General features: G+C 47.5%; 18 protein-coding genes and 2 tRNA genes. 1 reads left to right on the top strand and 19 read right to left on the bottom strand.

Annotated elements, in window-relative coordinates; all coding sequences use genetic code 11:
- The 17 genes from QMA09_RS14625 to acpS all read right to left on the bottom strand — a co-directional run.
- A partial coding sequence (locus QMA09_RS14625) for a hypothetical protein (RefSeq protein ID WP_290213618.1) occupies positions 1 to 229 on the bottom strand: 229 nt, incomplete at its 3' end.
- A gap of 80 nt (positions 230 to 309) precedes the next feature.
- Positions 310 to 381, bottom strand: a tRNA-Glu gene (locus QMA09_RS14620).
- Between the two features lie 3 nt (positions 382 to 384).
- Positions 385 to 459: transfer RNA gene (locus QMA09_RS14615), tRNA-Asn, on the bottom strand.
- A 212-nt stretch (positions 460 to 671) separates the two neighbouring features.
- A complete protein-coding gene (locus tag QMA09_RS14610; protein ID WP_135505011.1) occupies positions 672 to 1,124 on the bottom strand; it encodes a SprT family protein in 453 nt (150 codons plus the stop codon).
- Between the two features lie 140 nt (positions 1,125 to 1,264).
- Positions 1,265 to 3,430 carry a Tex family protein gene (locus tag QMA09_RS14605; protein ID WP_290213617.1) on the bottom strand — a complete coding sequence of 722 codons (2,166 nt, stop codon included), beginning with the start codon at positions 3,428 to 3,430 and terminating at the stop codon, positions 1,265 to 1,267.
- A gap of 350 nt (positions 3,431 to 3,780) precedes the next feature.
- Positions 3,781 to 4,380, bottom strand: coding sequence for a PP2C family serine/threonine-protein phosphatase (locus QMA09_RS14600; protein WP_290213616.1), 600 nt, complete (start codon positions 4,378 to 4,380; stop codon positions 3,781 to 3,783).
- Positions 4,380 to 5,162, bottom strand: coding sequence for an RNA polymerase sigma factor SigB (gene sigB / locus QMA09_RS14595; RefSeq protein WP_135505005.1), 783 nt, complete (start codon positions 5,160 to 5,162; stop codon positions 4,380 to 4,382). Before sigB ends, QMA09_RS14600 begins: the two co-directional genes overlap by 1 nt.
- Positions 5,140 to 5,610 carry an anti-sigma B factor RsbW gene (rsbW, locus tag QMA09_RS14590; RefSeq protein ID WP_135505003.1) on the bottom strand — a complete coding sequence of 157 codons (471 nt, stop codon included), beginning with the start codon at positions 5,608 to 5,610 and terminating at the stop codon, positions 5,140 to 5,142. Before rsbW ends, sigB begins: the two co-directional genes overlap by 23 nt.
- Position 5,611: 1 nt before the next feature.
- Positions 5,612 to 5,941, bottom strand: coding sequence for an anti-sigma factor antagonist (locus tag QMA09_RS14585; protein ID WP_135505001.1), 330 nt, complete (start codon positions 5,939 to 5,941; stop codon positions 5,612 to 5,614).
- A 94-nt stretch (positions 5,942 to 6,035) separates the two neighbouring features.
- Positions 6,036 to 7,037, bottom strand: a complete 1,002-nt coding sequence (locus QMA09_RS14580; protein ID WP_290213615.1) for a PP2C family protein-serine/threonine phosphatase — start codon at positions 7,035 to 7,037, stop codon at positions 6,036 to 6,038.
- An 11-nt stretch (positions 7,038 to 7,048) separates the two neighbouring features.
- Positions 7,049 to 7,450 carry an anti-sigma regulatory factor gene (locus QMA09_RS14575; protein ID WP_135504997.1) on the bottom strand — a complete coding sequence of 134 codons (402 nt, stop codon included), beginning with the start codon at positions 7,448 to 7,450 and terminating at the stop codon, positions 7,049 to 7,051.
- A gap of 2 nt (positions 7,451 to 7,452) precedes the next feature.
- The gene (locus tag QMA09_RS14570; protein WP_106534565.1) at positions 7,453 to 7,815 is read right to left on the bottom strand and encodes an STAS domain-containing protein; all 363 of its coding nucleotides are present in this window, start codon (positions 7,813 to 7,815) and stop codon (positions 7,453 to 7,455) included.
- On the bottom strand, positions 7,812 to 8,642 hold the full coding sequence (locus tag QMA09_RS14565; RefSeq protein WP_135504995.1) for an RsbT co-antagonist protein RsbRA: 831 nt from the start codon (positions 8,640 to 8,642) through the stop codon (positions 7,812 to 7,814). Before QMA09_RS14565 ends, QMA09_RS14570 begins: the two co-directional genes overlap by 4 nt.
- A gap of 192 nt (positions 8,643 to 8,834) precedes the next feature.
- Positions 8,835 to 9,185 (bottom strand): type II toxin-antitoxin system PemK/MazF family toxin, encoded by a 351-nt coding sequence (locus tag QMA09_RS14560; protein ID WP_135504993.1) that lies wholly within the window; start codon positions 9,183 to 9,185, stop codon positions 8,835 to 8,837.
- A 4-nt stretch (positions 9,186 to 9,189) separates the two neighbouring features.
- Positions 9,190 to 9,474 carry a transcriptional regulator gene (locus QMA09_RS17205; RefSeq protein ID WP_135504991.1) on the bottom strand — a complete coding sequence of 95 codons (285 nt, stop codon included), beginning with the start codon at positions 9,472 to 9,474 and terminating at the stop codon, positions 9,190 to 9,192.
- Between the two features lie 99 nt (positions 9,475 to 9,573).
- Complete coding sequence (alr, locus tag QMA09_RS14555; RefSeq protein ID WP_290213614.1) at positions 9,574 to 10,677, bottom strand: alanine racemase; 1,104 nt, start codon at positions 10,675 to 10,677, stop codon at positions 9,574 to 9,576.
- Positions 10,678 to 10,694: 17 nt separating this feature from the next.
- Positions 10,695 to 11,045: a holo-ACP synthase gene (gene acpS, locus QMA09_RS14550; protein ID WP_290213613.1), complete on the bottom strand. Its 351-nt coding sequence runs from the start codon at positions 11,043 to 11,045 to the stop codon at positions 10,695 to 10,697.
- 68 nt (positions 11,046 to 11,113) lie between these two features.
- Between acpS and QMA09_RS14545 the strand changes: the two genes are divergently transcribed.
- Entirely contained in the window at positions 11,114 to 11,722 is a 609-nt protein-coding gene (locus QMA09_RS14545) for a rhomboid family intramembrane serine protease (protein WP_135504986.1), read from the top strand.
- A gap of 3 nt (positions 11,723 to 11,725) precedes the next feature.
- Here QMA09_RS14545 and QMA09_RS14540 read toward each other — a convergent pair whose 3' ends face one another.
- Both QMA09_RS14540 and QMA09_RS14535 read right to left on the bottom strand, forming a co-directional pair.
- A complete protein-coding gene (locus QMA09_RS14540; RefSeq protein ID WP_356779535.1) occupies positions 11,726 to 13,273 on the bottom strand; it encodes a PH domain-containing protein in 1,548 nt (515 codons plus the stop codon).
- Entirely contained in the window at positions 13,263 to 13,742 is a 480-nt protein-coding gene (locus QMA09_RS14535; RefSeq protein WP_135504984.1) for a PH domain-containing protein, read from the bottom strand. Before QMA09_RS14535 ends, QMA09_RS14540 begins: the two co-directional genes overlap by 11 nt.
- Between the last annotated feature and the right edge of the window lie 55 nt (positions 13,743 to 13,797).

The raw sequence follows: 13,797 nt of genomic DNA, 5'->3' as shown, positions 1-13,797 counted from the left end.
AGTTCTTTGTTTCACTTACGCTTGTTTCGTAATGGACACCTGCATCGGCTTGCGCCTGCTTCGGTGTTACTTCGCCGTCTTCGTACGGCTCGTTGCTCCACCCCGCGACAATAATATAGTAGTAACTTGTTTCTCTTACGCTTGCTGCTTCATGGACATCTGCATCGGCTTCGCCTGCTTCGATGTTACTGCGCCGTCTTCGTACGGCTTGTTGCTCCACCCGCGACAATAATATAGGAACACTTTTTCTCTTACGCTTGTTTCGATGTTGCTTCTCTTACCCACTCGATTGCTTATGTATAAAAGAAATGACCCCTACGGGATTCGAACCCGTGTTACCGCCGTGAAAGGGCGGTGTCTTAACCGCTTGACCAAGGGGCCGAATGGCTCCGAAGGTAGGACTCGAACCTACGACCATCGCATTAACAGTGCGGTGCTCTACCACTGAGCTACTTCGGAATAGTGCTGCCAAGTGCTGTTTAAGTACTTGTCGACTTTTTCTATTATAAAGAGGCTTTCAGGAATCGTCAACACTTATTTTCCTATATCTTTTTCAGCCCTTAATTGTCGGCTGTGCTCGGCTCAATCTGGCGGAATTAAAATCGCCAAATCAGGTTCCGGAACCCGCAAGCTCGATACCGGATTCCTAAATGAGCCGCAGCAATCCGGCATTATTTCATCGCCAGTTTCCCGGAGCACTTGCCGCAGCGGTAACGCTCGACATTCATCCGTATTTTGCGCTGGTACTCCGTGCTGCACGCTATGCATTCATAAATATAGCGTTTGCCCGTCCGCTGATTCGCCCGTGGCACGACCGCCGAACAAAACCGCGGTGCTCCGGTCTGCTTAAGCAATTCCCGGAAGTCCGCATCCCGATGCTTATAGCCGCGCCCTTCCAAATGGAGGTGGTAATGGCACAACTCATGTTTTATGATGCCTTCCAGTTCGGCATAGCCGAATTTTTCATATGACTTAGGATTGATTTCGATATTATGGGAACGCAATAAATACCTGCCGCCTGTGGTGCGCAAACGCGAATTGAAAACTCCCTCATGGCGGAAAGGCTTGTGGAAAAAGTCATTGGAGATTTCTTTGATCAGCTCGGTCAGTTCCTGATTGGTCATGGCTAACTCCTTATTAAAAATCGTGATGTGTTCGTCCTGCGTTTCTCTTGCATCTGAATGTTACCGAGCATAGCACAGCTTTTATAAAAAATCAGCAAGAAAGAGCCGTCAATTGACCGGCTCTTTTTTGCTGTAATGTATTATTCTGTCTGATCTTTTGGCTGCAGCATCGTCAAGGCGATGCGCCCTTTGTCTTTCTCGACTTTCTCGACCCAAGCGGTGACGATATCGCCGACAGCGACTACATCAAGCGGATGCTTGACGAAGCCTTTTTTCAATTTCGAAATATGGACGAGCCCATCCTGCTTCACGCCGATGTCGACAAATGCGCCGAAATCGACAACGTTCCGCACAGTTCCTTGGACTTCCATGCCCGGCAACAAGTCTTCCATCTTCAAGATATCGTTTTTCAATAAAGGCTGCGGGAATTCATCACGCGGATCACGGTTCGGCTTTTTCAGCGCATCCAGAATATCCTGCAGCGTGATTTCCCCAACGCCCCATTTCTCGCTCAGCTCTGCCAGCTGAAGCGCAGACAATTTCTCCGCTGTCGCCGGTGTGCCGACTTCATTCTTGCCCGCTCCCACCAATTCCAGCAGTTTTTCCGCTACAGCGTAACTCTCCGGATGGATGCCAGTGGCGTCCAGAGGGTTCTTGCCTTCGGGAATCCGCAGAAATCCAATGGCTTGTTCATACGTTTTCGCGCCCAAGCGCGGAATCTTCTTCAATTGGGCACGTGATGTAAATCGGCCGTTCTCGTCCCGCACCTTGATGACATTTTCAGCAACCGTCTTGCTGAGGCCAGCAACATATTGCAATAAAGAAGCAGAAGCCGAGTTGACGTTGACGCCAACCTGGTTGACCGCTGTTTCCACGACGAACGTCAATTGATCCGCCAGCTTTTTCTGGGAGACATCGTGCTGGTATTGCCCGACGCCTACCGCTTTCGGATCGATTTTCACCAATTCGGATAACGGATCCTGCAAGCGGCGCGCAATGGATGCGGCGCTACGTTCTTCGACCTGGAGATTCGGGAACTCCGTACGTGCTACTTCAGATGCGGAATAAACGCTCGCCCCTGCTTCATTGACGATGACGTAGGAAATGTCCGCGTCCGTTTCCGCGAGAAAGTCCGCAACAAATTGTTCCGTTTCACGCGAAGCCGTACCGTTGCCAATCGCCATGATCTGAATCGGATATTTCGATACGAGAGCCTTCATCGTCCGCTTTGCTCCTGCTTGGTCATTTTTTGGAGCATGCGGGTAAATGACCGCAACTTCCAATAACTTGCCCGTTTCATCAATGACCGCCAGTTTGCAGCCGGTGCGGTAAGCCGGATCTACACCAAGCACCATTCTGTTTTTCATCGGCGGCTGCAACAAGAGATTCCGCAAGTTCTCTGAAAAGATATGGATTGCTTGCGTTTCGCCTTTTTCGCTGAGTTCGGTTCGAATTTCGCGTTCGACTGAAGGCTGTATCAAACGTTTATAGCCGTCTTCGATCGCCTGAGCCACGAATTCTGAAGACGGGACGCTCGATTTAATCCATTTATTTTTCATCAACGCCATAATTCGGTCCGTCGGCGGCTGGATCGAAACACGAAGAACGTCTTCCTTTTCCCCGCGGTTGATTGCCAAAATGCGGTGCGGCACGATTTTGCTGATCGCTTCTTCGTAATCGTAATACATTTCGAAGACCTGCTTCTCGTCTTCATGGTTCTTTTTGGCGGCCGTTAAAATCTTGCCATCTTTGCGCGTCATGTAACGTGCCTTTTCCCGGATATCCGGATCATCCGCGAATAATTCCGCCAGTATGTCCTGTGCACCTTGAATCGCTTCATCCGCAGTGGCTACTCCGGTTTCTGCATCGACAAATTCAGCGGCCTTTTTCAAGACATCGCCATTTGATGCTGACAAGAGCCAATCCGCAAATGGCTGAAGCCCCTTCTCTTTCGCGATTGTCGCTTTCGTGCGGCGTTTTTGCTTATATGGCCGATAAAGGTCTTCCAAACGCTGCAATACCGTTGCCGCTTGAATCGCCTTCTCCAGCTCATCTGTCATTTTTTCCTGTTCAGCGATTGAACGGATCACTTCCACTTTCCGCTGCTCCAGGTTCTGTATGTATGTATAACGGTCTTCAATCGATTTAATCTGCACTTCATCAAGCGAACCAGTAGCTTCTTTGCGGTAACGCGCTATAAACGGAACTGTATTGCCGTCGTCTAATAACCCGATAACTTGTTTGACCTGATCTGCGCGAACGCTAGTTTCTTTTGCAATCAACGCATGAATTTTCTGCATGTCCACAAAACCACTCTCCTTCATTTCCTTGAAACGGTTAAAATCAATCAGCTTATAGCACCTAAACAGGCGCCTCCGCTTTTCTTTTGTCCAGCTCCGGCGCCTTGCCCCTCGAGGTCGCTTCAGCCTTTCCGACCATGGCAAAAGCGCCATGACCGGAAAGACTTCCAGCGCTTGTCGGGGCACAACAGGCGCCTCCGCTTTTCTACTGTCCAGCTCCGGCGCCCAGGTTCTCGGGTCGTAAGCCATCCCGGCTAAGCGGCAAAAAGCACCGCTTGGCCGGTCTGTCTTACGCCTGTCGAACCTAAACAGGCGCCTCCGCTTTTCTTATTTTATCACACAAAAAAGAAGCCTTCTCATTTGAGGAGGCTTCCTGCTATAAACGTGGCGTCGTCGCCTGTTTTGATTTCACGGAGAATATCGTAATAAAGACGCTCAGGCATCCCTGCCCGTCTCATCATCACTTTTGGATTCCGCAATTCCACTCCATCAGAATGGATGAGGAATAAGTCATCTTCCACGTACGTGTAGAGTTGCGTGCGCAATTTCTGTGGGCGTCCTGATAAATACCCCATTACCGGCAATGGATAAATCATTTCATCCGTCCCTTTGCGGTATAAGTAAAATCGGATATTTCCCACGCAAGTGTATTCCAAGGTCTTCTTTTTGAAGTCCACTTTAAAAATCGCAACAGCAGCGCCTCTTTTTTGCACCATCAAATCATTGAAACGCCCCATAAGGGAATCGATCGATTCGTGATGATACTGCTCCAGAATTTGCGGAATGACCTGCGACGATTCACGCGCCACTGGGCCATTCCCTAGTCCGTCGGCTACTGAGCAAATGAAATAATCGTCCGTCAGCACAGTATGGTAGCTGTCGCCGGATTCATAATTACCATGTTTTGCTTCATTGAAAATACAGGCCTCAACGTAATGGTGTTTTATCGTTTCCACTAGGACACTCCACCGGCAGCCAAAATGGCTTCTTGCAGTTTTTTGATCGCTTTACGCTGCAGACGAGACACATGCATTTGAGAAATCCCCAGCTTATCACCGGTTTCTTTTTGGCTTAGCTGCTCTATGTAGGTATACTGGATGATCTGCTTTTCCCGTTCAGAAAGCACATTCATCGCATTCGCTACAAGCATGCGCTGATCCGCTTTTTCATATCCATCGTCTTCTTGCCCGACAACGTCAAATAAAGTCACAGTACTGCCATCGGAATCCGCTTCAAGTGAATGGTCCATAGACAAAGCCTGATAGCTCTTGCCCATCTCCATTGCTTCAAGCACATCGTCTTCATCGACATCCAGGTATTCTGCGATTTCCCACACTTGCGGAGAACGCTGAAGTTCCCGGGTCAGAACTTCGACAGTTGACTTGATGCGGGGTCCAAGCTCTTTGATACGGCGTGGAACATGGATCGCCCACGTTTTATCACGCAGAAAGCGCTTGATTTCACCGATGATTGTCGGCACTGCGAAAGCTTCGAAGCTTCTTCCGAATGACGGATCGTAACGGCGAATTGCTCCGAGGAGACCCAGCATCCCGACTTGTGCAATATCTTCATGGTAAGACTTGCCATTTGAATATTTGCGCGCTATCGATTCCACCAACCGCTTGTAGTTCATCACAAGCATTGTCTGAGCTTCTTCATCTTCCGTTTGTTGATAAGCCTCGATCCATTCAAGCACCTGCTCTTTGGTCGGCTGATTAGGATGAGATCGTTTCGACATCCTCTTCCACCTGCTCTCCTCCAACATACTTAGTCATGAAGACCGTGACGCCTTCCTGATGATGGACTTTTACTTCATCCATCAAAGTTTCGATCAAGTAAAGGCCAAGACCTCCTTCGCGAAGAAAAGCCCCTTCCTCTTGATCGTGATATGGACCTACTTTCGCCTTTGTTTCTTCAAAATTGAAACTTTGTCCATGGTCAGCTACCATAATCTCAATCTTATCGCCGTATAGTGCACAGCCAATAACAACTTCGCCTTCTTCACCTTCAGAATAAGCGTGCTGCACTGCATTTGTCACCGCTTCACTTGACGCGATTTTTAAATCTTCAATATCGTCGAACGTAAAACCGATACGGCTAGCTAATCCCGAAATCGTCAAACGGGCCACTCCGACATATTGCGATTTTGCCGGCACTCTCATTTCAACATAATCGAAAGGACGCATATCAATTACCACCTTTTCCAACTGATTCGATGTCCATGATCTCGCCCAAACCAGTAATGTCGAATAAACGTTTCAAACGTGTTGAGAGGCCTTTCAGCTTCACATGTCCGCCTTTAGCATTTACTGACTTATAGAATGCAACGAAAACCCCTAATCCAGTACTATCCATATAATCAACGTCGGAAAGATCCAACACTGCATTCAAACCTTCTTTATGGTGGTGCATTTCCAATTTTTCACGGAGAACCGGCGCTGTGTGCGCATCGATTTCGCCGCGGATAAAACCTGTTAATGTATTGTTTGTTTCTTCTAGTTCAACTTGAATATTCATCTATTAAGACACCCCTGTTTTATCAAAATTTCATTAAAATTAAAAAAGCCATCGTAAGTCTAAATACCACCTAACGGCAGTTTTTAAACCTACTTCAGACTTTTTTATAAATCACCAGTGTAAAGTCGTCCGACAGCACAGCATTCTGCATGCGCTCCAGAGCGTCATAAACATACTGGACAATGACTTGAGCCGGTTCATCCTTTTTCTCTTCAATCATTTTAAAAATGACTTCGCGCTCAATGAACCCTTGATCGGTCCGGCCTTCTGTCACGCCGTCCGTCATCATGATAACCATGTCATTTTCTTCAAGCTGGACTGTATGCTCTTCATATGTCGCAGCAGGTGACACACCCAGCAAAAGGCCTTTGGCATACAACTCACTGAAATCATTGGTTTTCGCACGATACAAAATCGCCGGCTCATGCCCTGCAGAACCATAGGTCATTTGCGCGCTTGCCGCGTCGTACCTGCCATAGAACATGGAAACAAACATCGAATCGTCGATGCTCTTCTCAACGACCCGATTAATGACACCCAAAACCTCGGAAGGGTTTGCAGGTGAATGATTAAGGCTATCCATGCCGAATTTGACCATGGACATGCAAAGGGCGGCCGGCAGCCCTTTGCCGATAACATCTGCAACGGCGATTCCGGCATGGCCTTCAGCGTCGCTGATGAAATATATGTAGTCGCCGTTCATCTTCCGTGCGGGAATTGACAACAGACCAATATCCAAACCATCCAAAGTAGGCAATTTCGTTTTCAGCAACGTCTCCTGGACATTCGCCGCCAGGTCCATTTCTACTCTGATTTCTTCCTGCCGCTGCAAGAGGCTTTGGCGCTCCTGCAAAGCAAGGCCATAGTTAATCATCATTTCAACCAGGAAATCAAAAGAATGCCATACCACTTCAGGCAAGTCTTTATAAATTTCCTGCATTGCCGCCTTATGGACGCTGATGACTTCTTCCGGAGAAATGTTTTCAGAAATAAGCTGCCGGCTGAAATTCTGGCCGACATACAAATTCTGTTCCGACTGGCGCTGCATGTATTGATTTAAAATTTCTTTGTATTGATTTTCGATTTTGTGGACCATATGTGCCCCCCCTATCGAAGCCATTTCGTAGCTCTTATGTCTGTCCCTTCTCCCGGGATCGTTTCAATCTTAAATTCATCCATTAATCGTTTAACGCCTGGCAATCCTGCACCTAACCCTCCAGAAGTAGAAAATCCATCTTCCATCACTTTACGGATGTCGGGAATTCCGGGCCCCTGGTCGGCAGCGATGATCAAAATTCCCTTGATGCCATTTTCCATCAATTGCTGAATTTCAATTCTCCCTTGGCCAGCGTATAAATAAATATTGCGGGCAAGCTCGCTGATCGCCGTCGTGATACGCGCTTGATCGACCGTGCCAAAACCCAGCTCTTTTGCAACATTGCGCCCGAGCTGTCGTGCTGCAACAATATCCCATTCCGTTAAAATCTCCACCGAAGACTGGTTGCTCATTATTAAGCCTCCAATTCCAGTTGAAGTTTATCCAGCCCATTTTCTAGATCCAGGGCTGTCATAACATCTTCAAGTCGAATTCCTAACTCGATCAAAGTGATAGCCACTGCTGGTTGAATACCGGTAATAACCACTCGCGCTCCCATTAGGCTTGACATGCTAATGACGTCCCCTAAGACTTTTGCGATAAACGAATCGATGAAATCAACAGAAGTTAAATCAATCACGACTCCACGCGCGCTTGTTTCGTGCAATTTATTCAATAGATCTTCCTGGAATTGGATAGCAGTTTGATCATCCAGCTCCCATTGGATCGAAACGATTAATGTATCTCTTAATTTTAAAATCGGAATCCGAAAATTCATTGTTCATCAACCTCCACGATTTTGCGATTAGTCCAAGCAAGTGCTTGTTCTACACCACGCTGCAACGTGCTTGTAGTCGTAAACTCATTCAAATTAATGCCCAGCGTCACAATCGTTTGGGCAATTTCAGGCCGTATTCCCACTAACATGCATTTCGCACCGACTAAACGCACAGCGTCCGCAGCCTGAATGATATGGTGCGCTACCATCGTATCCACTACCGGTACACCAGTGATGTCCAGCAGGACCACTTCTGCACGGTGCTTCACTACGCCTTCAAGCAAGTTCTCCATAATCAGGCGTGCGCGTTCGGTATCGATCGTTCCGACAAGCGGCATGACCGACACTTTTTCAAATACAGGAATCAACGATGCCGACAATTCCTGCAAAGCGATTTTTTGCAAGCTTACAGTGCGCTCCCACGTTTTCGAATAAGCAGCGACCGTGCTGTCACGGATCGGGATGATCCAGTTATTGAACTCTTTGAAAAATCCACGGAAGTTTTCCTGCGTAATTAATCCAGCATCTTCCATGCCTTCAAACACGACTTCCGAGAAATGGTCGATTGCTTTTGTGACAAACGTCATCGACCAGCCAAGGCGTACTACTTTTTCCGCGAAATCGTTCAAGCGCGTTTCATAAGCCTGGTGGCTCTCTAAAAGATTCGACAACATCAGATCCGCGAATTCCTTGCTTGTCTGGTTCATCAAATCCGTCGGCATCACTTGGAAAGAACGATCATTTTTTTCGTTTTTCATAAGTTCCTGCCATTTAGTAATTATTTCAGTGTTATTTTCTTGAATATATCCAGCCATTTGCTTATTCATTTTCTGCCGTAAACCTCCCTGAATTTCCATGCAGCGAACACATCCAGTTGCATTTTAGATAATCTATCTTTTATTGTATCGGAAAAAAGTTTTTTTCACATCTTTTTTGTCGCCAAGCTTCCAGATTCTTAAGGGATAATAGAAAAAACACCTGGAAGAATGAACTTTCAGGTGTTTTCGGAGTATGTATGATTAGAACTTAACAAGACCAACACTGATCTCCAGTGCCTCGTCAACTTTTTCCATCAACGCTTCATCGAGCTGGGTAATTTTATCAGTCAAACGGGATTTATCGATCGTACGCAATTGTTCAAGCAAGATGACCGAATCACGCTCAAAGCCATATTTCTTGGCATTGATCTCAACGTGAGTCGGCAATTTCGCTTTCTGGATCTGCGCCGTTATCGCTGCAATAATCACCGTGGGGCTGAAACGATTCCCTATATCATTTTGTATAACCAGCACCGGCCGGGTCCCACCTTGCTCAGACCCGACCACTGGAGATAATTCTGCAAAAAAAACGTCTCCACGTTTTACAATCAAATTGTCAACCTCCGCTTACGAGTCGCACGGTCGTGTGCTCCGCTTCGTACTCCGCGTGAGAACATTCACAAGCGATGGATAAATTGATTTGTGACATCTCCACGTAGCCTTTGATCATTGCTTCTCGAATATGATGTGAATCGTATATATTTTTGGTTACCCTTTGGGTGGAAACGTAAACATAGTCGCCGCGCTCCTGAAACCGTTCATCTGAATGTGTTGTCAGCTCTGACATCAATTGTTTAGGCAGTTTCACTACCACTTCTCTTGGCTTCGATTTCTCGTACACAGCCCTACACCTCCGAAAAATACCGTTCTTTCTTGCCTCACCTTTTCATCTTAACATCTTAAACGGACGCTGAAAAGACATTGTTGGGATTTCGGGCTTTCAAACATACATTCTCGGGACTCTTTTTGTTAAAATACAGGGGATTTCATAAGGAATCGTGCCCAATTTATCTGCCCATTCATTGATGCGAATTTCCTTTTCGCCTTGCTTTCCGAACAACTGGACTTTCTCGCCAATCGGCAATTTTTCAGGGACGCGGATCATGCACTGGTCCATGCAGATGCGCCCGACGATTTGCGCCCGTTCCCCTCTCACCAGCACGTCCTGTCCTTGGAGGCCACGCAGCATGCCGTCAGCATAGCCGATTGGAAGCGTCGCGATCCATTCATCTTCTTCGCAGCAATAAGTGCCGCCATAGCTGATGGCTTCTCCGGCCTTCACCTTTTTGATATGGACAATTTCCGTTTCCAGGCTCATGGCTGGGACTAAAGAGAAGGGCATTTTTTCTTCCACGTAGGCAGAAGGAGCGATTCCGTACATCGAAATTCCGACCCGCACTGCACCATAAGCAAGGTCTGGATGCATAAGAGAAGCCGCGCTATTCGATACATGAACCAGTACTTCAGGGTCATCGAGCAGGCCGATAATTTCTTTCATGCGCTTGACTTGCCGCTCGAACAGCTCTCCGGATTCCTCATCGGCGGTAGCAAAATGGGTGAAGATGCCTTCAAATGCCATCGAATGGCGGCGAATTTCCGCTATCGCCGTTTCCGCCTCCGCTGCATCTACGCCAACACGGCGCATGCCCGTATCAATCTTCAAATGGACTTTTAATGGAAGATACTCCGGATTCTGGGCCTGTGAAGCTAAGTCCAGCCACTCCAATGAAATAGCTGCCAGGGCGATTTCTTCTTGCTGGGCTACCGGCACGAACGATGCCGGCGATGCCCCCATTACAAGGAGTTTTTCTTGAAATCCGTTGTTCCGCAAAAACAATGCTTCGTCCGGTGTCGCTACCGCCAATAGTTTGATGCCCGTATCCACTGCCCGGCGCGCCACTTCCAATACGCCGTGCCCGTATGCATCCGCTTTTACGACCGCCATTATTTCCGTATCGCCGAGCCCTTTTTTAAATGAAGCCAGGTTTTTTTCGATTGCGCCTAAATCGATGACCGCTTTTGTCGGCCGATAATTTTCCGTCATGCTCTCACCCCGATTGATTAAGATTGCAAAAGAACTTGTGCCGCAGCGTATTCTTTTGTGTGGGTGATCGAAACCAACCCGGTTTCCTGCTGCTGATAAAATAAGCAGGGCTTTCCTTTTTCGTCTTTGCGGATTTCAATATCCTGAAAAGAACAGGATGCACCGATGCCCGTCCCATTGGCTTTCCCGAACGCTTCTTTCGCAGCGAAACGGCCAGCCAGAAATTCAGTTTTCCGCGCGCTTGATAAGGCTTCATATTCAGCAAGTTCCCGCGCCGTCAAAACCCGTTCGCGCAGCTTGGGCGACTTGGCATCTATTCTCCGGATGCGCCCAAGTTCGACGATATCCAGACCGATTCCAATAATCATAAATGTTTCTCCTTTCAATCGCAAACCTTAAAAAGGTATAATAACATGTATGAAAAAGAGGTGACTACATGTTTATCCGCACAGAAAGTTTTTCGCAGTATTTGCGTATGTATCCTGTTGTATCCACCTTGCTTGCCATCAACATTTTAATTTACTTACTGGGATGGCTTCCAGTCATCGGCGACCTGATTTTCGATTATGGGGTCGGCTACAATTTGGCAATTTCCCAAGGTGAATGGTGGCGGTTCATCACACCAATGTTCCTCCACGGCGGCATGATGCATTTATTGTTCAATATGTTTTCGTTATTCCTGTTCGGCCCGGAGCTTGAAAAGCTGACCGGCAAAGTCCGGTTCTTGACCGTTTATGGATTGGCAGGGCTTTTCGGTACCGTCGCAACTTACTTCCTTGAGCCGCTGAACTACTTGCACGTCGGTGCAAGCGGTGCGATTTTCGGAATTCTCGGGGCTTTCGCTGCATTGCTGTATTACGGACGACGCGCATTGCCTCAATTGAGACAAATTATACTGCCAATCATTGTGATAAGTATAGTAATGACATTCCTGACGCCGGGCATCAATGCTACTGCGCACATCGCAGGAATGATTACCGGTTTCCTGGTCGGATTAAGCTATTTCCATCCGAAAAGGATTGTCAGCTGGAAAACGAAAAAATAAAAGTCAGCCGGAGAAATATTCCGGCTGACTTTTTTCATCTTCAGGCAGCGGCCGGCTTGATGGCTCGTACCAGGCCATGATGCGTTCTGCATCGCCTGTATCCATATGATTGATGCGCGCAGAAGCGCCCATCATTCCGGATTTGATCGTCGCCTCAATTGAAGCCAGTTGCTTGCGCCGCTGGAAATAGCTTTGCGTAATATCGATTGCCTGTACACGCCGCTTCATTAAATAGAAGGAATGTTTGCTGAAACCGCGGAATTGCATCGTTAACTGCCGTCCGGCCAATGCATAGCCAACCGTCCGGTGCTGCCATATGCCAAGCAGCATAACGACCGGCACCAGCAACAGGCTCACAAGCCCGTACGGATAAAAGAAATAACTTATAGCCGCAATGAACGGCGCCATCCAAAAGAAATCGAGCCGATAGAAAAAGCGGACGCTGCGCTTTGGTGCACCGGTAAGCTTTGGCTCCCATTCCGTTTCCGGGAACAATTCCGACAGCACCGGCAGCATCACCGACTTTTTCGCGAGCGGAAACAGGCGGATTTTCTCTTCTTTATCCCCCAGTGACCCACCTGCACTTTCAACGGTCACCGTTGCATAGCCGAACCATTCACGCAAAGGATTCTGGGAAATTTTGATTCCCTGCACCCGCTTGAACGGCACGGAAATTTTCTTTTTCTCCAGCAAACCGCGCGTGATGTAGATATTGTCCTCGTCCGCTTGAATGGTGAACTGGTAATTCGCGAAAATCGTCAGGAATACAGAAATGACCCAGGCAATCGCCAGCACCACAAAAATCACCAACGCGGCAATCAAATAGCCGAAACGCAAGAACTGCATAACTTCTTCGTAAAGCGCTTCGTACGGAATCAAATCCGAAAACTGCGACAGGAAAACCGCAACAGCCGATAACACCACACCAATGCCGCTTGATGTCGTCGCCAAAATCATCAATTCTTTAAGTGTCATGCGATAAAATACGCGAGCCTCTTGTTTCTCCGGTATTTCCACTGGAGCCGTTACCACTTCTCCATCATTTAGCGCATGGTGGTGAAAACCCCTCTTTGCTTCTTCCATCTTGCTTGCAATGCGATCAGCGTCTTCGCGGTTAATCGCAGTTAAAACTGCTTCCGATTCCCCCACTTTGCCGGATCCTGCTGTTTCCACCTTCACTTTGACCAACCCGAACAGCCGATGGAAAATGCCTTCGGTGTAATTCAAGCTTTGGATTCTATCAAAAGGGATATAGCGTTTTTTCTTTACGAACAAACCATACTCGATGCGCAATTCTCCATCTTCAAACCAATAGACGAAACGCTTCCACTTGATGATGCCGGCTACCAGCATGAACAGCACGACGACAATCCCAACCAAAAACGGGATCATCCCCTGCCATCCCTGATTGAACATCCCCGAAACGCCGCCATCTCTGAATAAATTCACACCGAATATGACAATAAAAGGCACAATCAATTCTTTCAAGGCTTTGATGAAGTTTAAAAACGCAGACAGCGGGTGAAGTTTATAACGCATTTCAGACATCATCTTCCGCCACCCTTGCCAAAACCGAAATTCTCGCTCTCAACTCATCCGCCTCTTCTGTGATCAATGCAGGAATCGTGTGGACAGTTGCCGCAGTTGAAATGGAAATTTCAGCCAAATTATACTTTCTTAAAATAGGGCCTTGTGCCGTGTCGACATGCTGCACACGAACCATCGGCACCAACGTGCGGCGGACGATAAACAAACCGTGCTGCAATTCGATTTCTTGCTCCCGCACCTCATAGCGCCAGCGCTCCCAGCGAATTTTCGGAAACAGATAAATCAGCAAAAATCCGAAAAGCACAATAATACCCGCGTAAAGAGCATATAGCCAGTTTGGCCAGTCAAAGAAATAAGTCATCGCTCCTGCACCTGCCGCCACTAAAGCGATGACGAGTGTTTCGATAGATCCGTAGAGCCGCCAAACCGTCAGCCCTTTTCTTGAAATTTGATTTTTTGGTTGATTGTTCACCTGCTGCACCCCATTCTTGCTTCTCTCTCTTACTATACGATTCATGTGTTGATGC

It is taken from the genome of Planococcus sp. APC 3906, from assembly GCF_030407685.1.
GTDB lineage: Bacteria > Bacillota > Bacilli > Bacillales_A > Planococcaceae > Planococcus > Planococcus koreensis.
Note: the sequence above shows the minus strand (reverse complement) of the source record. Positions and strands in the feature narration are given on the sequence as shown.

What these genes read in the sequence shown, in the direction of transcription:
- QMA09_RS14610 (WP_135505011.1), bottom strand. Translation starts at nt 1,124, where the DNA reads ATGACCAATCAGGAACTGACCGAGCTGATCAAAGAAATCTCCAATGAC.
- sigB (WP_135505005.1), bottom strand. Translation starts at nt 5,162, where the DNA reads ATGTCGAAACGATCTCATCCTAATCAGCCGACCAAAGAGCAGGTGCTT.
- rsbW (WP_135505003.1), bottom strand. Translation starts at nt 5,610, where the DNA reads ATGCGTCCTTTCGATTATGTTGAAATGAGAGTGCCGGCAAAATCGCAA.
- QMA09_RS14585 (WP_135505001.1), bottom strand. Translation starts at nt 5,941, where the DNA reads ATGAATATTCAAGTTGAACTAGAAGAAACAAACAATACATTAACAGGT.
- QMA09_RS14580 (WP_290213615.1), bottom strand. Translation starts at nt 7,037, where the DNA reads ATGGTCCACAAAATCGAAAATCAATACAAAGAAATTTTAAATCAATAC.
- QMA09_RS14575 (WP_135504997.1), bottom strand. Translation starts at nt 7,450, where the DNA reads ATGAGCAACCAGTCTTCGGTGGAGATTTTAACGGAATGGGATATTGTT.
- QMA09_RS14570 (WP_106534565.1), bottom strand. Translation starts at nt 7,815, where the DNA reads ATGAATTTTCGGATTCCGATTTTAAAATTAAGAGATACATTAATCGTT.
- QMA09_RS14565 (WP_135504995.1), bottom strand. Translation starts at nt 8,642, where the DNA reads ATGAATAAGCAAATGGCTGGATATATTCAAGAAAATAACACTGAAATA.
- alr (WP_290213614.1), bottom strand. Translation starts at nt 10,677, where the DNA reads ATGACGGAAAATTATCGGCCGACAAAAGCGGTCATCGATTTAGGCGCA.
- acpS (WP_290213613.1), bottom strand. Translation starts at nt 11,045, where the DNA reads ATGATTATTGGAATCGGTCTGGATATCGTCGAACTTGGGCGCATCCGG.
- QMA09_RS14545 (WP_135504986.1), top strand. Translation starts at nt 11,114, where the DNA reads ATGTTTATCCGCACAGAAAGTTTTTCGCAGTATTTGCGTATGTATCCT.
- QMA09_RS14540 (WP_356779535.1), bottom strand. Translation starts at nt 13,273, where the DNA reads ATGATGTCTGAAATGCGTTATAAACTTCACCCGCTGTCTGCGTTTTTA.